The organism is Sphingomonas sp. Leaf4 (assembly GCF_920939515.1).
GTDB lineage: Bacteria > Pseudomonadota > Alphaproteobacteria > Sphingomonadales > Sphingomonadaceae > Sphingomonas.
Genome location: NZ_CAKLBB010000011.1, coordinates 1 through 20,068, shown reverse-complemented (window position 1 = coordinate 20,068; position 20,068 = coordinate 1). Strand labels below are relative to the sequence as shown.

Here is a 20,068-nt window from a genome sequence, read left to right as displayed (position 1 = left end):
TCGCGCCGCCCATCGATGTTGGAGGCCGGCCCGCGCTGCTGCCGGTCTCATGCATACCGGATCGTGCCGACATTCACTGAAGCCAGGGATTTCGGCCTGTCGGTGATCGTGGTCGTCGCCAAGGCCACCGCCTTCAGGAGCAACCCGTTCGAGGCGAAGATCCGCGAGGAGGCGGGTGGTCTGGCAGATGGCATCGTGCTCACCCGCGGTATCGCTGGTCACACCCCTCCCGATCTGAACCGGCTGTCGAAGCACGATAGCGAAGCCGCTCACCGCGTGAACGGCGGCCCCGACCGTTGCCGGCAGGGGCCAGCGACGTGATCGGCGTGTTGCCGATGACGAAGCCCGCCAGACACAGCGCCAGCGGTGCGAACAGGGCGGCGGGCAAGCCAACCTGCTTCCGCGCGCCGAATAGACGCCATGCCATCATAACGATCGTACCGACAGCACCCGCCCGGATCGCGGCGTCAAGTTGGCCTATATTAATCCCGGCACGATACGGAAAGGTCCGGGATCAGACCACCTTCGGTGCCAGTCGCTCGAGCCAAGGCAGCGTCAGCGGGCGGGGCGGAGCGACGAACGCTGCTGTCGCGTCCGCGACACCCACCCAGTCTCGGGAAAGGCAATCTGCCAGGCGCCATTCAACGATCATCCTGGCGGTGGAAGCTACATTTGACTCCATGTCAAAAATACATGACACAGAGTCATACTTAATCAACTTTGGAGATGGGTATGGCATGGCGTGAGAAGCAGGCGTGGTTGGCGCTGTCGGTGATGGTGGTGGCATACGGTGCCTATTTCGCCTTGGTGGCGGCATCGCAGCGATCGATGCTCGACATGTTGCTGCTGTTCGGTGGGGTTGCGACCGCGCAGGCGGTTATCATGATCGTCGGAAGTATCCTGCTGGCGGTTCGGGCAGGCAAGGAAGCCCGAGCCAAAGCCGACGAGCGGGATCGGGCAATCGATCGACGCGGCACCCGCATTGCCTATTTCGTCCTGCTGACCGGCATGATCGTCGTCGGCGTCGTCATGCCGTTCAGCAAGCAGGGATGGCAGATCAGCAACGCGGCCCTACTGGCTTTGGTCGCTGCCGAGATCGTCCGGTACGGCGTCGTGGTGGCGAGCTATCGGCGGGGCTGGCATGGTTGAGGGCAGGATTACCAACCAGCTTCGCACCTTGCGCTTCCTCGCCGGCGAAATGACCCAAGCGGAATTAGGCGAGCGCATCGGAGTAACCCGTCAGACCATCGCTGCGATCGAGCAGGGTAAGTACTCGCCGTCTCTCGAAGCTGCCTTTCGCATAGCCAAGGTCCTCGAAAAACCTCTCGACGAAGTATTCCAGTGGAAAGATTAGCGATGGTTCGGGGCGGTCACGGTTTCTGAGCGGCTATTTTCCCGATTGGGAACGAGACTGTCCGAAGGCGGATCGTTCAACTTACCACGACAACCGCCCGCATCAGCGCGGTATCCCGGCCGGCTTGAATATCGGCGGTCCGGGCCGGCACGATTATATCGGGCATGATTCCAGCATCCGGCTGCGGCGTCTCGGGCCAATAGGCGATCAGCGGCAGATCGACCTCGATGCCCGAACCCGGCAACCCGACGAAGAAGAACGCACCGCCGTTGATGCCACGGCGGTTGCCGCCGGTCTGCTCACCGACCAGCGTTCCGAGCCGGTGACTCTGCATGAGGCCTGCGAAGCCGAAGGTGGCCGAAGCGTTCTTCGGGCCGACGAGAACGGCGACCCTGCCGGCGAACCGGCGGCCCTTGGGCTGGATAGTGTCGGTGTCGGACGCGTCGGCGGGACGGGTCAGGGTGTAGAAGCCGGCTGCGTCCGGACCGACCGCCGACGCTCCCCAATCCTTGAAGCTGGGGTCCCAGGTTTTGAGGTACGGAGCCAGCCGGTCGGGTATCTTGCGATACCGCACATGGCGGGAATAGCTGTCTGCGGTGAGGGGCGCTTCGATCAGTCGGGCGACGATCGCCGCCCCGCAATCGAGCCCTCCGCCGTTGTTGCGCACGTCGATGACGATGCCCGAAAGCTGGCGATCGACCGCGGTGTCAAGGCTGGCGTCGATGAAGCCCTGCCAATCCCATTTTTCCTGGAAGACCGCCCAGGTTGGCATGGTCAGGATGCCGACCGCGCCGCGCACCTCGAACGTCCAGCCATAGGGGGAATCCCTGGAGGAATGGCGCAACGCCGCGTCGCGCGCCGTGGCGGCCAGCAAGGGGCAAGCGATCGTCTCGGCCCTGCCGGCGATCCGCACCACGACACGCGCCGAAGGACCGGACGACGGGAACAGCAGCGCCCGCAGCACGTCGAATGTCGGCTGATCGGCATCACCGGCTATGCCGAGGTCGGCCACCTTTCGCGCATCATTGCTGCCGTCCGTGCGGGCATAGGGAAGCATCTTCGCCAGCATGTCGCGTGCGCTGATACCATCGATCGCGACGACCTCGCTTCCGATCGGCAGATGATACCCGCTGCCGAGATCGGCGGTGACGATCATGCGTCGGTCCAGCCATCTGAAGGCGAACGGTAAGCGATCGGGCTTGCCGAACAGCGCCGACGCGACGGCCTGTGTCTGGTTGGTGGGATTGGGAAAGCTGTGACCGCACCGGACGCTGGCGGTGAAGGCCGATAGCGCGAGGTAGAAGTCCCCCAGGGTGCGAGGCGTGCCGGCGAAGCGATCGAGCCGGCGGCGTTCCTGCTGGAACCCCGCCGGGGTCAGATAGCGGTAGAGGCCGGGATGCAGACTGACATAGGCATCGGACAGGATGCCAACGTCCACCCGCATCGCCGCGGGTGACAGCAGCTCGCCGGTCGCCCTGGCTGGGGTGGGCAGGAAAGCGGTGGCGATCAGGCCCGACGCTCCCGTCAGAAGGTGCCGGCGATCGAGATATGTCATGGTATTGCTCCGAGCGGATGTGCCCCGAGCCGATGCCGATGCACGTCAGGCGGTGCGCTGCAAATCCGGGCGTTCCGCGTTGTTTTTGTCGGTTGAGACGCGGCGATAGGCCGAGGGTGTGACGCCGAACCGGTCCTTGAACACGCGGTTGAAGGTCGCCTTCGATCCGAAACCGGCATCGATCGCGAGCGTCAGAATATCGCCCTCGGCGCCGTCGCGCAGCCGGGCGGCAACATGCTCGACGCGCAGCCCGTTGATCGCTTCGGCGAATCCCAACCCCAGCCCCTCGTTGAGACCACGCGACAGATAGGCGGTGTTGGTCCCCAGCCTGCGCGCGAGTCCAGCAAGATCGAGGTCCGGGTCGCGCCACCATCCATGCGCTTCGATCCGGTCCATCCACCCGGACGCGACCGGCCGCCAGTCGCGCCCAGTCGGCTCCACGATCGGCTGCGGTCGGGCGTCCGCCTGCCGCCAGCCCTCGATCGCCAGATAATTGCCGACGACCGCCAGCACGACGTAGAAGCCGAACATATCGAAGTAGGAGAGCGGCGCGATCAGCGCATCCGCGATCAGGTATCCCGTCCGCACCGTCACGATCGCGGCATAGGCGATCAGCACCGCTCGCACGCGCCTTGCCGCGGCGAGGTTTGATCGGCGCGCCAGCAACCAGCCTCGATGGTGGCGCAGGACGCGCAAGCCCGCAACGGCATATCCGATCATCGATGTCAGCAGCAGCGCCGCTAGGATCGGATCGAGCCACGGGCGTTGCACCTCCCGGTCGAACGCTCCCCGCAGATCGAGCGGCAGGCAGAAGGCGACAGCCTGATAAGCAAACTGGGCCACCGGCAACGCGGCATGCCAACGCGGTATCGGTCGGTCGAAGATCAGGGCGGTCAGGTGCGCGTAGAGCAACGGCCCCATCGCCAGAGGAACGGCGAACGGCGCGAACGAAAGCCACGGCCAGCGATCGTAGAAGCCTGCATAACCGATCGCGAACGGCGTCAGCATACCGCACAGGACGATCAGCAGCCCACCGAGAGAGCGTCGCGCCATCCCGTTTCGCCCGATGATGATGGCAGCCGCCAGCACCAGCATCTGCGCCTCGAACAGACCGAGGATGAGGGACATGGGACCGATGTTCACAAGGCTATCAGCCTCGCTGCACCAGCAACGTCAATGGGCGATTGAGCTGGTCATGCGCAGGCGCCTGGGAGGTTCCGAAATATGATGTTGGACGGGTTTCGAAGATGCTCGTATTTTCCCAGAACCCGATCCCAACGCGAAGCCTTGGTACGCTATTTGCCGGCAGCGCTCCGCTGCTCCGCAGGCATCGCGGCGCGATGGCCGTAGCTCAGGACGCTGGTGATCCGCCAGATGCCATCCTGTTTCGCCCAGACCATCACGAATTTGGCGATCCCCTCGCATCGCCCCGTCGCCAGTTCACAGAAGCGGTGTTCGCCTTCCTCGATCGCGCCATAGTCCTTGATCGGATAGACGCGGAACGTCGCCGGGATCAGCTCGCGCTTCACCTTCCCGCAAATATATTTGCGAACGCCGTCTACCATCGCATCACGCTCGAACGTCGCGCCGCCAGTGTCGTGATAGAAGGCGACCTTCGGATCGAAATAACCGGAGAAGGTCGGCAGGTCGCAGCGATTGTAGGCGTCGAACACCTTGGCATCGAGGGCACCGATTTCCGTCGTCAGCGGATCGGCCGGAGCCTGCACGGGTGTCGCGAGCAGCGTTGCGGTAACGGCGATGGCGGTCATCATGGCTTTGGTCCCGTCAGTTCATCTGGCCGCGTAAGAAAGCGATCAGCTTCGGATCGCTGCCGGTGCGTGCGAGGATGGGCAGGATGACCCGCCACCCGTTGTCGCTGTTGGTCAGGATGACGATCCCGTCGCCGCTCGCACGATCGATCGCGGCAAAGGTGAACGCCCCGGCATCCTTGCCGGTGTGGAGCATCGTCGTGCCCCCGGGAAAGCCGAGGAGCTGCCAGCCGAGGCCAAAGCCGGTCCAGGGTGGACAGGTGGTTGCCTTCGCTCCGGCGCAGATGTCGGGCATCAGGTCGGCCTGCGATTTGCTGCGCTCGGCCGCCAAAGACGCGACCAGGCCCCGGTCGTTGCGGGCATCGATGAGGAAGCGCGCATAATCACGCGCGGTCGCATGCGCCAGATCGGCAGCATTGTACCGCGTCACCCGCTCGACCGGCAGCGGCTTGCCTGCGTCGTCATAGGGCACGGCGATCGGCACCGTCTCGCCTTGCGCCGACACATAGCCCGAGGCGCGCATATGGGCGGGGGCGAACAGCCAGCGCCCGGCAAGGGTCTCGAACGATTGCCCGGTGCGGTGCTCGGCGTAGCGCGCCGCATATTGATACCCCTCGCCCGAATAGCCGGTGGTCGTGCCGGGCTCATGATCGAACGCCAGCCCCTTCGCATCGCGCCAGTTCGGCAACCCGGTGCGATGGCTCAGCGCCATGCGGACGGTCAGCGTCAGCCGCCGCGTATCGCGCGACAGATCGGGGTCGCTTCAGTAGCGATCCATCGGCGCATCGAGCGACAGCTTGCCGGCCGACACCAGTCGCAGGATGACCTCTGCCGTGAGCGGCTTCGTCAGCGAGGCGAGATTATAGGGCGTGGAGATAGTCGCCGCGCGGTTCGGCCCCGCCATGCCCCAAGCCCCGGTCGAGACGATCCGTCCGTTGCGGATCACGGCGATCGACGCGCTCTCCACGCGCTGTTCGCGCAGGATCGGGGTCATATCCGGCAGCGCGGAGTTCGTTCCGGCGTCCGCCACAGAGGTGCAAGTCACCAGCGCGACCAAACCGCCGTACACCGCCTGCCTCAGCACACCGACTGTATTATTCATATGCAACAGCTAGCGGCGTCTAGGTTTGGCCGCAACCTGGATCATATTTTCCATCGACGTCACGGACGTGAGAACCGCCATGAGATTGTCGAAATACCATCCCGACGGGAACGGTGGACAGACTCCCCCGCTTGGAGGCGACCGTACGATGGCGCATGGTGCCGGAACGGTCGGTACGGGGGGCGGAGCATGGCAGAGGGGAAACGTTCAGGGATGATCGCGCGGGTCCTGCTGGTCCCGGCGGCCTGGGTGGCAACCATCTTGCATGGGCAGGTGCCCGGCACGCCCGGTGTCGTCCACGCCGGCAGCAGCAGCGTGCCGCCAAAGAGTCCACACGAAGGGTGGTGGCGCGAGTATATGGCCGCACCGCGGGTCCGCCTGCCGGATGGTCGACGGCTGACCTTGTTCTGCCAAGGCAAGGGGACGCCGGTGGTGATCCTGGATATTGGGCTGGGCGGAGGCGCCTGGGGCTGGGCCACGGTGCAAGGCGAGATGGCGAGGCAGACACGCGTCTGTTCGTATGACCGGGCGGGCTATTCGAACAGCGATCCGGCGAGGACGCCGCGCACCTTCGATGCGCTCGAAGCGGATCTGGCCGCGCTTCTGTCGGCGGCGCGGCTTCGTGGTCCCTATGTGATGGTGGGACAATCGTTGGGCGGAGCGATCGTCGGCCTGTATGCGCAGCGGCATCCCGGGAAGGTGGCCGGGCTGGTGCTGGTCGATCCCGCGGTGGGTCGGCAGGTGGAACGGATGGCGGCCATCGCGCCGGACGCCGACCCGACGGCCTCTAGACTCGCCGCCGCGAGGGACTGCGCGCGGGCGGCGAACGACGGCACCCTCCTTCCGGGCAGCAAGGCGGAGACGTCCTGCGTGGCGCCCGACCGGCCCGGCTTCGAGCCGCCCGCCTTTGCCAGCGATACGTATCGCCGGTGGCAGCGCAGCTCCAACCTGCACGCGAAGCTGGCGGAGACCGAAGGGCTCGACTTCGCGACGCTGTCATGGCCGCGCGGTACGCAGACGAAGGCGCGCATCCTCGTCCTGACGCGGTCGTTCAGCTCGACCGGGCATCCCAGAGCCCACGAGATGTGGGCGCTGTGGAATATGATGCACGACGAGGTGGCGGCCAGCTCGGTCGATGGCGTGAATTGCGTCGTGCCGCGCTCGACCCACAGCATGATGTCCTCCAGACCGGACGTCGTGATCGACACGGTATCGACGATGGTCGACGCCGTACGCGGCCACCGCCGGATCGGGAACCGCTGCCGCTATTCGGACTGAGGTGGGCCAGTGGGGCGCAGATGGCGTGATCCCGCCAGCGACCCATGCTGGTCTGTCCCGTTTTCTGATCGCAATGGGAATGCATCAGGACGAAAGGAACGCTGCCATTGACGTCACGTCTGTCGCGCAGTGTCCGCCATAGAGCGGATGCCACTCGGTCCTGACGCCGCGTTTGCGCGCCACGCCGGCAAGCCGCTGGGTGCCTTCGAAATTGCCGTAAACATCATACAGGCCGTTAGACAGGTAGAGCGCCGGATACTCCGGCCCCGCTTGCCCGATCAGGGCGAGCGGCGAGACGCGCTGCCATTCGGCATCGTTCGCCGCATATTTGCGCGCCATCATCCATACGCCGAAGATAATCTCGGGGTTCGCACTCGTGCGCTGCATCGTCGTGCGGATCGTGGCCAGCGATGCGAACGGCGAGGTCGAATATACGCCGGGGCATAGCGCCGCGACCCGGGCGAACCGCGACGGATAAGACAGGCCGGCGATCAGCACGTTGACCGCCCATCAGATCATCCAGCAGGCCACTGTCGGGCTTCTCCCCTTTCGGGGTCAGCAGCCAAGTCGAACTGAACCGCCCCGGTTTTGTCCGAGGCTCCAACGCCTGTAGAGGTGGAGCCTGCAGTAGCAAAACGACGAACCGGTTTGATCGACCTTCCCCGCACCGGTCGCCAGCGTGACGATGGCGACCGGCGCGAGCATGATTCTGCATGTATCACCGTTGCCGGACGCCAGCTCACTGCGCCTTTTGCCATCAAAGGCTGCTGCGGTGGCACCGCCAAGGCTACGCTTCCGAAGGGTAGCGGCGCCGGTCGAAACGGGGATCGTACAACCATTTGCGAACCTTGTGCGCCGTAACCCGGGCAATATCGGGATGCTCCGGGTTGATAAGGATATTGCGCTCTTCGGGCACGATGACCGAGGGAACCAGCAGGATCAGGGAACGACGGCTTTCCGCCCATCTGGTCCCGAACACCGAACTGACCATTGCCGCGGGCTGTGCATCCCAACCCGGATCGATCGCTTGCGGATCGACCAGTTCGGCCGCAGCCCACAGGTCGTCGGGTATCGCGATCTCGACCAGATAGCGGTTGAACGGCAGTCCGGCGGCGTTGAGATGCACCACGGTTTCGAGACAGGCCAGCGCCCGGCTCTCCGCCGCGTACAGCATTGCCACGCCGACATCGTTCCACCGCCCGCCGGACGCCCTGGCCCCGGCACCAGACAAGTCATCGGCGGTATAGCTCCGGGTATCCGTCGCGATACGCCACGCCGAGCGGGTCACGCATAAGCTCCGCCCTGGATCTGCATCAAGGTGCGCGACACCAGCGCCTGCCCCTCCATCGTGTCGAGAAGATCGATGGGACGATCGTTGTCCAGCGCCGGCAGCGGTTCGCGCAGCCACGCCGACAGCCATGCCGCGATGTCGAAATCGGGGGCGCTATCCGTTTCCTCTATCATCGCCTCGATCTGACCGACCAGGCGGGCGAGGCCGATCACCCGTTCGCCGTCCTCCATCGACAGCGGCTGATCGCGCACCGCCTTCTTGTTGACGGTCGCGGTCTTCAGGTTGAGCGCGTCCATCATCACCTGCTGATCGAAATGCAGCTCGCTGATGAAGTGCTTCACCTTGCGTGCCGACACCCCTTGCCGGATGAGCCGGATGCGCTCGACCGGTGAGGCGTGATAGATGCCCGCATACGGAAACGCGGGTGCATCCTTTCCGACGGGCGAATCCTGATGTACGGCAACGCTGGCCATGAACCGCTCCTTTGAGCGACAAGATAGCGATTTATAGCGCCATGGGAAGCGTCGTCGACACTACGCCCGTAGTTCGTCGACCAGCCCGGTATCCGGATTTCTCCGAATACGCGGTTCGGTCGCTTCGAGCGACAGCAACGCAGGGTCGAGACGCAGTCCCATGGACTTCGGTGTCACACGACCCATCCTCAACAACCGACGTTGGTTATGGACCTCGACCAGCAGTTCACCGCCGTTGAAAATGCGGTTGAAACCGTACAACCAAGTCCAACCGCGTGGCCGACGAACCCCGTATCAACTCCAGCACCTGTCGAGCACCGCCGCGATCGCCGCATCGATGTCCGCACGGGTCGCACCCGATCTCGTCGGGAGCAATAGCGACAACCCTCCCCTGCCCGTGCGATCGACGCTGAGCATCGTCTTGCCGTCCGGCGTCCGGATCCGTTCAGACGTCGATCCTGACTTCTTGGGGGTTCCTGACTTCTTGGGGGGATCGGCCGCAAGTGCGAGCAGCCTTACGACCTCCGGCACCGATAGAGCGAACTCCCCGCCGTCATCGCGGCGAGCCGCGATACGCCCTGCCTCGGCGAGAACGCGCGCGCGTCGATCATCAGGCTTGAGCAACGGCTTCAGCATCGTCACATGTTTGATGCCAAGATCGTGAACGCTGGCAAACGCGACCATCAGGTCCGCTGGCAGACGCGCCAGGTCGAGATAGCGGCTGAGCCAGCTTGGCGTCACGTTGATCCGCTCGGCCATGGTGGCCTGGCGGCCCTCGTAATAAGCATCGAGCGCTCGCAGATAGTCGCGAGCCCGTTCAAAGTCGCTGATGTCCGCACGGGCGCGGTTCTCGAGATCCGCGAGCCGGAAGGCTTCCTCGTCCGTAATCTCGCGGACTTCAACGAGAAAGCGGAAGTCGGGATAATGGTGCGACCGGAGCCAACTGACCGACCAGTGGCGCCGCGCGCCACAAATCACTTCGAAGTCATACGCCGGGTCGTCGCGGACCCGCCGGACCAGCGCGGGAACCTCCTGCCGCCCCTGTGCCTTCATGCTCTCGATAAGGTCGTCGCAACGCGCTTCGGTGAGAGCCGCGTAGTCCCGGTTGTGGCCCGCCCACATGCGGCAACGGGCGGGATCGACGAGTTCGTGCGTCCGACTGACGACCGAACCCGTCGCCAGTTCGGCAAGCCGGTTGTTGCGACCGGCGAGTACCCCCATGCCAAGTCGCGTCTGCCGTGCCGCGGGCTCAGGAGGTGCGTCCACCGCATCGGCGAGATCCTCGGCAAAAAGGCGATTCTTAGACCCCATGACGATGGCCTCCCACCAAAATTGCACCGGTGCAATTTTCCCCGGTCATACCAGTCCCTCCTGACGCAGACGCTTGAGATGGCTCGGCCAGGTCGCCCGGACGTCGAGCTCGATCTCGCCGTTCACGCCATCCAGATACGCGAGACAGCGGTCGCGCACGGCCTTGCTCGTCATCGGTCCGTCAAGTTCATAGACCGTCATCAGACGGGCGGTGGCGTTGTCGATTTCCGCAGAATCCTTGAGCGGCGACCGCACGAGCGCCGTTCCGAACACCTGTCGCATCAGGTTCATCAGCTCCTTTTGCATCGATTTGTTCTCGTCGACCTTGGAAGCGACGAACCGGAGGAAGCTAAGGTCCGGCGCCATGCCGCGCTCGGTCAGAACCTGCATCGTCTCGTCGAGCATGGCAAGGAACGCGGCGGTCGACGAAAAGTCCATGACGGTCGGCGGCACCGGAACGACGAGCGCCGTCGCGGCCCGCAGCACCGATAGCGAGATCGCACCAAGCGCGGGCGGCGGATCGATCACGACAATGTCATAGCGATCGGAGATCGACGCGATCCCCTGCGACAGACGATCAAGCAGCGCCCCCTGCCCGCGCGCCATCCGCGCGGCAAGTTCATACTCGGACTGGAAGAGCCGAAGATTCGCCGGGATAAGATCGAGCCCGTCGAAATGGGTCTTCCGCAGGGCATAATCGAGCGAGGTCATCTCGTCCTGGCGAAGAAACGGATACAACGTCTCCTCCTCGGCTAGATCCAGATCCGGAACATAACCAAACAAGGTGGTCGCCGAGGCCTGACTGTCGCAGTCGATCAGCGCGACGCGGTAACCACGGATTGCGAGATACTGGGCAAGATGGACCGAGATCGTCGACTTGCCGACGCCGCCCTTGAAGTTCTGGACCGCGACGATCGCGCATGGATCGTCTGCGTCGCGCCAAGGCCTCGTCCCGAAGACGCCGCGCATGTCGTTAAGCTGGGCGAGCGTGTATCCAACGCGGCGATTGGTCTCGGTACGGGGAGGGGGAGGCAGGCGCCCGTCTTTTTCGGCATCGCGGATTGCAGCCGGCGTGCGCCCGACGAGCTCGGCGGCCTTGCCGATCGGGAAGGTCGGTTCGCGGCGATCATTCGCCCGAGCGTTCCGCACATTGTCGCGCAGCTTCTCGAGAATCGACGAACAGCGCTCTGCGAGTTGCGCCACGTGCGCCCGGTCGGTGTAGAGCTCTTCGGCACGGCTTGCCACGGCATCCCCTTTCGCAATTGCGCGCATGGATGCGCGACTTGCGCTTTTTCGTCAAGCAATGCCCAGACTTCAAAAGTCGAGCTGCCGCCGGTTCCAAACGGAAAGTATGTGGGATAACCTGACCGCTTGGGGGCGCTTCATCTGGTCGAACGTCCAAAATTGCACCGGTGCAATTTCACGATGTCAGGGCGATCCGCGTCGCGCCGCATAGCTCTCGCAAAATCCCGTCCAGCTTGCGCGCAGCTTTGCGCCGGTGAGTTTGGCAAGCCGGTCGCCCATCTGTGTCCGGTACGCGATCGCGATCATATCGACGTCCCAGCCGCCTCCCGACGATCGTCCGATCGCGAGGAAGTCGCTATCGCACCCGTACCGCAACGAGCCCATCGGGAACCCCTCCGGCACGGACTTTGCCGTCGCAGGCTTCTTGCTGACCGTGATCGCCGGACCGGCTGCGCGGGGCGGGGCGGGGGTTTCGGGAACCGCGATCGATACTGTCTCGACTGTTCCTGCCCGCCGCGCCGTCCGGCCGGACGTATGCCGCGCCAGCTCGTCAACGGTCGAAATCTGGGCAGGCGCATCCTTTGGCTCGAACCTGAACTCCAGCTCGGTCACGGTACGCCCTTGCCGGATTTCGCGCCATTCGACGCGGAAATGGGCCAACTGATCGATCTCGGATTTGGCAACGTCGAGCACTTTACGCCGCAACTGCGCAAAGTCCTTGTAGACCTCGGGTGGGATGCCGAGCGCGGCGCGCAAGGCCGCCATGTCACCACGCCAATTCGACTGTCGCCTGTGAATACGCAGGGCACCCATTTCGTAGAGCCGGAGCGCATAGCTCGACCGGAAACCGAGTACCGCCTGCCGATTGAGAACCGCGTAGGATTCGGATTCCTGGATCAAGCGGCGGGCATCGGGCGTAAACTCCCATTCGATCCAGCCGGTCTCGCGCCCGTCGTCCTCGGTTTCCTCGCGCGACATCTGGATCAGCGCGAACCGGCGCGTTGCCTTGCGACCACGCCACGACGTATCGTCTTCCGCAAAGAGCGTGCGGTGCAGTTCCTCGAGCATGTCGACGATACGCTCGTTGCCCTTGTGGCCACGGCGAATATCCGCCTTGCGCATCCGGTGCGGGATCGGCCGCCACGCATCACCGCCAGCCGTGAGGATCATCAGCGCCAGCAAGCGCGAAGCGGTGAGACTGAGCGACTGACCCTTGACGAACCGCACCTCGACGAGCTTGCCCGGCTTGGCGAATTCGTCGCCATCCTTACGGGCAAGAAGCCCCGCCACGCGCATTGCGCGACCATGCGAGATTGGTTCGTCGATTACGTCCGGTTGTACGTCGTCAGTAACGTCGGCATCGTCCATGACGCGATTCGATCCTTTCCTGTCAACCGGTGCCTGTCCTGTCCTCGTTCGTCAAGGCAGGACAGGCTGCCGAACGGAAAGGCGGCACGATTTGATGTCGGACCAGTTTGATCCGACATGCACCCCACCAATCCCCCAATACGACAGGATAACCCCGGCAGGTCAGGTTGATGCCCCCGCAAGGACAGGAAGCAGCCCCCGCGAGGACAGGCAACATCCCCCAACCGGTCAGGATAGATGCCTGCGACTCACGCAAACTCGCCGTTTTTGATGGCCTGAATCAGAATCCTTTGAATCTAGAAAACTTCCGCTGCGTGCGCAGCGGCGATTCTGATAATTTGAGGACAAAGAAGAACAAGACGCAGCAGTTGGGAATCAATCCGGCCTGTCGTTCCCACTCTTGAGCACCTGAGCGAGCAACGCGACCGGATCGATGCCGATCCCCCGCGCCACCGCAATATATTCATCGACCGCCAGCATCCGCTCGCCGGTTGCGTAGCGCGACACATAAGCCTGCTGCCAGCCAAGCTGCTGCGCCAGATCGACCTGCCGTAGCTTCACGTCATGCCGTGCCTTGGGTCAGCGCAACGACGATGCGCGCATGAAGCTCGGGCAGGGCGGGGGAAACCGGCATGAAAGCGTAGTAGCGCTGCTTGATAGAAATGCGGAAAGCGTATTTCTTCGAGCCAATGTCACGGGGAGGCTGAACCTCATGGGCCTATTTGATCACATCGCGTCGTTCCTCGATGACTGGCACATGTCCATTGCCACCTGCCCGGTGGCTGATACCCCGACGATCAGCCCCGTCATGGGGCTGCCGATGACCGGCGGGGTCGATGTCGCCGGCAACCCCTGCGGCACTGGCCTTTCCAGTTACGGTCACGATAACTGGCACCACGATCCGCATTGTTCGGTATCATCGTTGAACGATCATCACAGCGGGTGGATCACCCATTCCCGACCGGCATGGGCGGTGGGCATGACCCTTGGCGCGACTGATGCGGTACCGTGGTTCGACCGGCTGCTCGCACGCTGGGAGGTCAGCCGGTTTGCGGTGGTGCCGTTTGGCGTCACCCTCTTCGCCACGCCGTTCACAGTGGCGAGCTTTTTGCTGACCCTGTCGGGCGACAGGCGCGCCATGATCGTCGCGCTGATGATAGTGATCCTTGGGCCTTGCCGATCGCCTTCGATCAGGCACGAGGCTGGCGGCTTTTCCGCCATCCCCATCCCCATCCCCATGCCTCGCCCCGCTGGCTGCACGGCGTCCGTTGCGTGGTCGGCGAAGCGGTGTCCGTCTTGACGCCGCAACAAGGTAACCATGAGCACTCCCTCTGCCGGTCCTGCCACCGGACAAACCACCCCAACCGACGCCGTCAATCCGGGGTAAGTCGAGACACCGCCGATCGTGTCTGACGCCACGGTCGACAACCATGCAAGCGAACCGGATGATGGGCATGAAAACCGGCAGGTCGGGGACGGAATCATCTGCAGTCTTTCGGGATGGTTTACGCCCCACGGTGTGCGACACCACGAGGATATCCGGCCGGTGTCGCAGATCGATCCGACGAGCTGGTCGGCGTTGCTCGAACATGCCCGGTCAATCGACTTCTTCGAGCGGCCCGAACCGGTACTGGCAAGGCCCGGCGATCGTATCATTCACCTCCGGCTGACCGTCGATGGCCGAAGCCGCGAACTGGCGATCAACGACCCCTATGAGACGCCCGATCTCGCCCGCCTAGTCAGTCTGGTCCGGCGCGCGCTGAACGATCGTCAGGTCGTGACCCCGGAGACGATGAGCGACGAAATGATAGCCCGCCTCGTCGCCAGCATGCCGAACACGGAGGAGCTTCGCACCGGTCGCTGGTCGTGGGAACAGGACTGAGCAAGTTCCCGATGATGATCCGGCGAAGCTGACCGAACATGATCCATGCTGGCCGGCTGTCACGCCGGCCCGGGCACCCCGCCGGACAGCCGGAAGCCAGCACCGTAATCCATCAATCATTGATACGGCAGATCAGGATTTGCAGGCTCAGGAAGCACACACCACGCTATGGATAGCGGCTGTGCGATAGATAAAATCCTATTATAAACAGCGGTGTAGCGGCGTAGCAGCGCTGCTACCCGCCTGATAAAAGCTGGCGGTGGACGTGCTACAGGCTTGCTACGCTGGTACAGACGAGTCGCGGAACCGGTTAAAGTCCCTGCGTGCCAAGGACCTGGGACAGGGCCCTGCCTATCCTGTAGATCACATTTGGGACCGCCGGTTGCTGTCACGATGACAGGCACGTCCGCCGCCGCCATAGTGCACGGGATGACCGCCGATCCGACCTGTTCGCGCAAGCTTGCCGTTCTCATCGATGCCGATAACGCATCGCCCGCAATCGCGGCCGGACTGTTCGAGGAAATCGCCAAGATCGGCGAGGCCAGCGTCCGGCGCATCTACGGTGATTTCGCCGGCACCAGGCTCAAGGGCTGAGCCGATATAGCGCCGCTTCATGCCTGTCTGCCCTATCAGAATTTCGCGAATACGGCGGGCAAGAACGCCTCTGATATCGCCCTTGTCATCGATGCCATGGACCTTCTCCATTCGGGGCGGTTCGATGGTTTCTGCCTCGTGTCGTCGGACGGCGATTTTACCTGTGGATCGGCATGGAAAAAGGACCCCTGATCCCGGTGGTCTAGGCTGTTCGCTTGGCGGTGTGTCAGGCGGCGAGATCGGGATGCTGGTATTGGAGACGGTGTTGAGGATCCGGCGCGAGCACGCGTCGGGGAAGGCCATCAAGGCGATAGCGCGGGACATGCACCTGTCGCGCAAGGTGGTGCGCAAGGCGATCCGGGCGCCAGAGGCGGACATGGGTTACCGGCGAGAGGTGCAGCCGTTGCCGAAGCTGGGGCCGTTTCAGGCGCGACTGGACGCATTGCTGGAGGAGGGTGAGGCACGGCCCCGGCGGGAGAAGCTGCGGCTCACGCGTATCCATGACCTGCTGCTGCGCGAGGGGTTCGACGGGTCTTACGATGCGGTGCACCGCTATGCGGCCCGTTGGCGGCAAGCGCGGCGTCGCGACGTGATGAATGCGCCGGCGTTCATCCCGCTGCTGTTCCGACCGGGCGAGGCGTATCAGTTCGACTGGAGCCACGAGGACGTGGAGATTTCGGGAAAGCCGATGCGCGTGAAGGTCGCGCATGTGCGGCTGTGCGCATCGCGGGCGATGTATGTGCGAGCCTATCCCCGCGAACACAGGAGATGCTGTTCGACGCGCATGCGCGGGCGTTTGCCTTCTTCGGAGGCGTGCCGACGCGTGGCATCTACGACAGTGAGGCGAACAGGCGATGATCCGGGGGATCATCGACCGCCAAACAAGACAGCGGTGACGAGCGTGTTCACCGGCCCCACCCCATCGTGCAGGCACGATGGGGACCCCGAGGGTCAGGAGCGGGTCTTCAACCGGCGCTTCCTGGTCATGGCCAACCATTACATGGTCGAGCCGACCGCCTGCTCGCCCGCGTCGGGCTGGGAGAAAGGTCAGGTCGAGAACCAGGTGCAGACCGCGCGGGGCCGCTTCTTCCAGCCACGCCTGCGCTTTACCAGCCTTGAGGAGCTGAACGGTTGGCTGGAAGCCGAGTGTCGGCGCTGGGCCGAGTTGCACCAGCATCCCGAGCAGAAGGAACTGACGGTCGCCCAGGCATGGGCCGCCGAACGGGCTGTGCTCCAGCCTGTTGTCGCGCCCTTCGACGGCTTCCACGAAAGCGAGCATGCGGTAAGCGGCACTTGCCTCATCAGCTTCGACCGCAACCGCTACTCCGTCTCCGCCAGGGTGGTGCGGCGCGCTGTGCAGGTCCGCGCCTATGCCGACCGCATCGTCGTGCGCTGCGACGGGGAAGTCGTCGCCGACCATCCCCGGTTCTTCGGCCGCGACCGGACCATCTACGACCCGTGGCATTATCTGCCGGTGTTGGCGACCAAGCCGGGCGCCCTGCGCAACGGCGCACCGTTCCAGGGCTGGGAGCTGCCGCCGGCGCTGGCACGACTGCGGCGCAAGCTTGGCGTCGGTGACGATGCCGACCGGCGGTTCATGCGGGTGCTGGCAGCGGTGCTCGACGACGGACTGGAGGCGGTGGAAGCAGCCGTGCGCGAAGCATTGCTGGCCGGCGTCGCTAGCGACGACGTCATCGTCAACATCCTGGCCCGCCGGCGCGAACCGCCACGACCGCTGACCATTGTCACGCCAGAAGACTTGGCGCTGCGCCATCCGCCCCGCGCCGACTGCACCCGCTATGACAGCCTGCGAGGCCTCCATGCAGCGGCATGAGATGATGACGGCCATGGCCGAGTTGGGGCTGAAGGGCATGGCTGGCGCCTTCGACGAGGCGGTCACCACCGGTCTCCAGCGCAAGCGCACGACCATGGAGGTCCTGACCGACCTGCTGCGTGCCGAGGCGACGCACCGCCATGCAGCCTCGGTTCGTTACCGGATGTCGGCCGCCAGGTTGCCCGCGGTGAAGGACCTCGACGCCTTCGCCTTCGACGACACCCCCATCAACGAGGGGCTGGTGCGCTCCCTGCACAGTGGTTCGTTCCTCCCTGGCCGTCGCAACGTCGTGCTGGTCGGTGGAACGGGCACCGGCAAGACGCACCTCGCCACGGCCATCACCGCCAATGTGGTGCGGGCCGGCGCCTGGGGGCGCTACTTCAACACGGTGGACCTGGTGAACCGGCTCGAGGAGGAAACGCGCCTCGGCAAGGCCGGCACGCTGGCGGCCCAGCTCTCCCGGCTCGACCTCGTGGTGCTCAACGAGCTCGGCTACCTGCCGTTTGCACGCTCGGGCGGTCAGCTGCTCTGTAAGCGCGGCGTGGAGGCCGCAGATTATGCGGCTTGCGCGGTCGGCTGATCTGCCGGGGGCATCCAGTTCCACGGCATCAACTCACCCCAGCGACTGGCGGGCCAGTCGTCGGCGACCTTGCCGATGACGTCGGTGATGTAGGCCTGCGGGTCGATGCCGTTTGCCTTGCAGGTCTGGATGACGGTGTAGATGGCCGCGGCGCGCTCGCCACCGGCGCGTGAGCCGGCGAACAGCCAGTTGCGGCGCCCGATGGCGATGCCGCGCAGTGCGCGCTCTGCGATGTTGTTGTCGATCTCCAGACGCCCGTCACCCAGGAAGCGCGACAGCGCGGGCCAGCGCTTCGTGCCGTAGGCGATGGCTTTGGCCATATCCGACCTGGGCGACAGGTGGCGCAGCGCAGTGTCGAGCACTCCGCGCAAGGCCTCGACCATTGACCGGCTTCGTTCCTGTCGGGCGCGATGGCGTTCATCGGGTGGCCGACCCCGCACCTCGGCCTCGACCGCATAAAGCGCGCCGATGCGCTCGAGTATGTCGGTGGTCAGCGGCGTCGGGACACGCTCGTGCAGGTCGAAGACCTTGCGCCGGAAGTGCGCCCAGCATGCGACCTCAGTAACACCGCCCCGGTAGAGCCCGTCATAGCCGGCATAGGCGTCGGCCTGAAGGAAACCGCGAAAGCCGGCGAGATGGGCCAGCGGGTGCGCGGCGGTGCGATCCGGCGTGAAGCGATACCAGGTCGCGCGCGGCGCCGTGCCGCCGGATGCCCGGTCGTCGACGGCGTAAACCCACAGCCGCCCGGTAGCGGTTTTGCCGCGACCGGGGTCGAGCACCGGCACCGGTGTGTCGTCGGCATGGATCTTGTCGGCCTTGAGGACTTCGTCGCGGATGCGGCTGACGATGGGGTCGAGAAGTGCTGCAGCCTGTCCGGTCCAGCTCGCCAGCGTCGAGCGGTCTATGTCGAGCCCTTGCGCGGCCATCATCCCGGCCTGGCGGTACAGCGGCAGATGGTGGTCGAACTTGGACACCACGACGTGCGCCAGCGTGGCGAAGGTGGCTTTGCCGCGCGCAATGGCGCTGACCGGTGCGGGCGCCTGAACGATCTTCTCGCACACCCGGCAACTGTATTTGGGCCGAACGTTGCGCACGACCCGCCAGCGCACTGGCACGATGTCGAGCATCTCGTGTGCGTCCAAGCCCAACTGGCGCAGGGCACCTCCGCAGTCGGGGCAGGTGCAGGCACCCGAGGCCGGCTCGTGGACGACCTCCTTGCGCGGCAGATGGTCCGGCAGGCTGCGGACGGGAGATGGTCGCGCCGCTACACCGGTGGCAGCCTCGGCTACAGGCGCATCGCGCTCCGTCTCCAGCTCTTCCAGCGCCAGTTCGAGCTGCTCGATCTCACGACCCAGCTTCTCGGACGACGCGCCGAACTGCATCCGCCGCAACCGCGCGATCTGCCCGCGCAGCGTATCGATGAGCAGATCGCGGGCGGCAAGGGCGGCATTGGCCCGGGCGAGCGACGCCTCCAGCGCGGCGATCCGCGCGGTGGCATCAGCAGGGGCAACGGACGCTTCCGACACCCGGATTCCATAGCAGATCGTCTGCCGACAGACGAGCAAAAGCGACGTGAAACCGCCGTTCCTACCCCGCCAGTGTCGGCGTGAACGTCCGCTCTGGCCGCCGCCAGTCGATACCCTCCAGCAGCATCGACAATTGGGCCGGCGTCAGCGTCACCGTGCCGGTCGCGGTCACCGGCCAGATGAAACGACCCCGGTCCAGACGCTTGGAAAACAGGCACAGGCCTTGCCCGTCGAACCACAGCAGCTTGACGAGGTGGCCGCGCTTGCCACGGAACGCGAACAGTGCCCCCGAATGCGGGTCCTCGCGCAGTACCTGCTGCACCAGCACCGCCAGCCCATCGAACCCCTTGCGCATGTCGGTCATGCCGCACGCCAGGAACACCCGCGTCGGCAACGCCACCGGGGTCACCGCAGCACCGACAACACCCGTGCCAGCGCACCCGCATCCACATGGGCATCGACGCTCACCCGCACCCCGTCCGGCAGGTCGATCTGGATAAGCCCCGATGATGGGCATGGCGCCGGCTGCGGCGCCGGCGCAACCGGTTCAGCGACCCGCACCTCGGCAAACACCGGCAGCGACGGCATCACCCCGGCGAGCTGGCCTTCGCGCAACTGCTTGCGCCACGTGTAGATCAGGCTGCTCGATACCTCGCGACGCGCGATGACATCGCAAACCCGCACCCCCGGCCGGAACGCCTCGGCCAGAATCTCCAGCTTCTCCGCATCCGACCATCGGCGCCGGCCCGACACCCGGCCAACGACATCCATGCGACCAGTCATACGAGTGCTCGTATGACCAGTCGTCAAACCGAAAACTTCCCGCACCGTCCGCGCCCTCGTCAAAGGCGACAAGCATCCCGGATGCCAATGCTACCGCAAGGCGGCCTGCCGGCCACGCTTACA

19 protein-coding genes and 4 pseudogenes are annotated in these 20,068 nt (G+C 64.7%); 9 read left to right on the top strand and 14 right to left on the bottom strand.

Annotated elements, in window-relative coordinates:
* Window positions 1–63: 63 nt before the first annotated feature.
* From LRA89_RS16135 to LRA89_RS16125, 3 genes are all read left to right on the top strand, one after another.
* Window positions 64–321 carry a hypothetical protein gene (locus LRA89_RS16135; protein ID WP_230771859.1) on the top strand — a complete coding sequence of 86 codons (258 nt, stop codon included), beginning with the start codon at window positions 64–66 and terminating at the stop codon, window positions 319–321.
* A 411-nt stretch (window positions 322–732) separates the two neighbouring features.
* Window positions 733–1,149, top strand: a complete 417-nt coding sequence (locus LRA89_RS16130; protein WP_230771857.1) for a hypothetical protein — start codon at window positions 733–735, stop codon at window positions 1,147–1,149.
* Window positions 1,142–1,354 carry a helix-turn-helix transcriptional regulator gene (locus tag LRA89_RS16125; protein WP_056496585.1) on the top strand — a complete coding sequence of 71 codons (213 nt, stop codon included), beginning with the start codon at window positions 1,142–1,144 and terminating at the stop codon, window positions 1,352–1,354. The genes LRA89_RS16130 and LRA89_RS16125 overlap by 8 nt, the downstream gene beginning before the upstream one ends.
* A gap of 76 nt (window positions 1,355–1,430) precedes the next feature.
* Here the strand turns inward: LRA89_RS16125 and LRA89_RS16120 are convergent, their stop codons facing one another.
* From LRA89_RS16120 to LRA89_RS16105, 4 genes and pseudogenes are all read right to left on the bottom strand, one after another.
* Window positions 1,431–2,909 carry a S41 family peptidase gene (locus LRA89_RS16120; RefSeq protein WP_230771854.1) on the bottom strand — a complete coding sequence of 493 codons (1,479 nt, stop codon included), beginning with the start codon at window positions 2,907–2,909 and terminating at the stop codon, window positions 1,431–1,433.
* A 45-nt stretch (window positions 2,910–2,954) separates the two neighbouring features.
* Window positions 2,955–4,037 (bottom strand): AraC family transcriptional regulator, encoded by a 1,083-nt coding sequence (locus tag LRA89_RS16115; RefSeq protein ID WP_230771852.1) that lies wholly within the window; start codon window positions 4,035–4,037, stop codon window positions 2,955–2,957.
* A 167-nt stretch (window positions 4,038–4,204) separates the two neighbouring features.
* Window positions 4,205–4,681 carry a nuclear transport factor 2 family protein gene (locus tag LRA89_RS16110; protein WP_230771850.1) on the bottom strand — a complete coding sequence of 159 codons (477 nt, stop codon included), beginning with the start codon at window positions 4,679–4,681 and terminating at the stop codon, window positions 4,205–4,207.
* A gap of 13 nt (window positions 4,682–4,694) precedes the next feature.
* A pseudogene (locus tag LRA89_RS16105) lies at window positions 4,695–5,672 on the bottom strand (serine hydrolase domain-containing protein).
* Between the two features lie 321 nt (window positions 5,673–5,993).
* Here LRA89_RS16105 and LRA89_RS16100 point away from each other — a divergent pair.
* Complete coding sequence (locus tag LRA89_RS16100; RefSeq protein ID WP_230771848.1) at window positions 5,994–7,058, top strand: alpha/beta fold hydrolase; 1,065 nt, start codon at window positions 5,994–5,996, stop codon at window positions 7,056–7,058.
* An 84-nt stretch (window positions 7,059–7,142) separates the two neighbouring features.
* Here the strand turns inward: LRA89_RS16100 and LRA89_RS16095 are convergent, their stop codons facing one another.
* From LRA89_RS16095 to LRA89_RS16065, 7 genes are all read right to left on the bottom strand, one after another.
* Window positions 7,143–7,556: a hypothetical protein gene (locus LRA89_RS16095; RefSeq protein ID WP_230771846.1), complete on the bottom strand. Its 414-nt coding sequence runs from the start codon at window positions 7,554–7,556 to the stop codon at window positions 7,143–7,145.
* Window positions 7,557–7,845: 289 nt separating this feature from the next.
* Window positions 7,846–8,346, bottom strand: a complete 501-nt coding sequence (locus LRA89_RS16090) for an RES family NAD+ phosphorylase (RefSeq protein ID WP_230771844.1) — start codon at window positions 8,344–8,346, stop codon at window positions 7,846–7,848.
* Window positions 8,343–8,822: an antitoxin Xre/MbcA/ParS toxin-binding domain-containing protein gene (locus tag LRA89_RS16085; protein WP_230771842.1), complete on the bottom strand. Its 480-nt coding sequence runs from the start codon at window positions 8,820–8,822 to the stop codon at window positions 8,343–8,345. Before LRA89_RS16085 ends, LRA89_RS16090 begins: the two co-directional genes overlap by 4 nt.
* 294 nt (window positions 8,823–9,116) lie before the next feature.
* Window positions 9,117–10,133, bottom strand: a complete 1,017-nt coding sequence (locus LRA89_RS16080; RefSeq protein WP_230771841.1) for a ParB/RepB/Spo0J family partition protein — start codon at window positions 10,131–10,133, stop codon at window positions 9,117–9,119.
* A gap of 45 nt (window positions 10,134–10,178) precedes the next feature.
* Window positions 10,179–11,405 (bottom strand): AAA family ATPase, encoded by a 1,227-nt coding sequence (locus LRA89_RS16075; protein WP_230771839.1) that lies wholly within the window; start codon window positions 11,403–11,405, stop codon window positions 10,179–10,181.
* Between the two features lie 156 nt (window positions 11,406–11,561).
* A complete protein-coding gene (locus LRA89_RS16070) occupies window positions 11,562–12,674 on the bottom strand; it encodes a replication initiation protein (RefSeq protein WP_230772034.1) in 1,113 nt (370 codons plus the stop codon).
* Window positions 12,675–13,121: 447 nt separating this feature from the next.
* On the bottom strand, window positions 13,122–13,307 hold the full coding sequence (locus tag LRA89_RS16065; protein ID WP_230771836.1) for a helix-turn-helix domain-containing protein: 186 nt from the start codon (window positions 13,305–13,307) through the stop codon (window positions 13,122–13,124).
* Window positions 13,308–13,347: 40 nt separating this feature from the next.
* Here LRA89_RS16065 and LRA89_RS16060 point away from each other — a divergent pair, with 40 nt between their 5' ends.
* The 5 genes and pseudogenes from LRA89_RS16060 to LRA89_RS16040 all read left to right on the top strand — a co-directional run.
* Window positions 13,348–14,046: a hypothetical protein gene (locus tag LRA89_RS16060; protein ID WP_230771834.1), complete on the top strand. Its 699-nt coding sequence runs from the start codon at window positions 13,348–13,350 to the stop codon at window positions 14,044–14,046.
* Window positions 14,047–14,292: 246 nt separating this feature from the next.
* Window positions 14,293–14,628, top strand: a complete 336-nt coding sequence (locus tag LRA89_RS16055; RefSeq protein ID WP_230771832.1) for a hypothetical protein — start codon at window positions 14,293–14,295, stop codon at window positions 14,626–14,628.
* A gap of 429 nt (window positions 14,629–15,057) precedes the next feature.
* Window positions 15,058–15,384 (top strand): annotated as a pseudogene (locus tag LRA89_RS16050) (NYN domain-containing protein); the annotation flags it as partial.
* Window positions 15,385–15,466: 82 nt separating this feature from the next.
* Window positions 15,467–17,056, top strand: a pseudogene (istA, locus tag LRA89_RS16045) (IS21 family transposase).
* Window positions 17,043–17,585 (top strand): annotated as a pseudogene (locus tag LRA89_RS16040) (ATP-binding protein); the annotation flags it as partial. The pseudogenes istA and LRA89_RS16040, both read left to right, overlap by 14 nt.
* Before the next feature lie 26 nt (window positions 17,586–17,611).
* On the opposite strand, the gene tnpC reads toward LRA89_RS16040, so the two are convergent.
* The 3 genes from tnpC to tnpA are packed head-to-tail and all read right to left on the bottom strand — an operon-like array spanning window position 17,612 to window position 19,945.
* Window positions 17,612–19,168: an IS66 family transposase gene (gene tnpC / locus LRA89_RS16035; RefSeq protein WP_443024995.1), complete on the bottom strand. Its 1,557-nt coding sequence runs from the start codon at window positions 19,166–19,168 to the stop codon at window positions 17,612–17,614.
* Window positions 19,169–19,223: 55 nt separating this feature from the next.
* Window positions 19,224–19,556, bottom strand: coding sequence for an IS66 family insertion sequence element accessory protein TnpB (gene tnpB, locus LRA89_RS16030; RefSeq protein WP_156357793.1), 333 nt, complete (start codon window positions 19,554–19,556; stop codon window positions 19,224–19,226).
* 11 nt (window positions 19,557–19,567) lie between these two features.
* Window positions 19,568–19,945, bottom strand: a complete 378-nt coding sequence (gene tnpA, locus LRA89_RS16025; protein ID WP_230771824.1) for an IS66-like element accessory protein TnpA — start codon at window positions 19,943–19,945, stop codon at window positions 19,568–19,570.
* Window positions 19,946–20,068 lie beyond the last annotated feature (123 nt).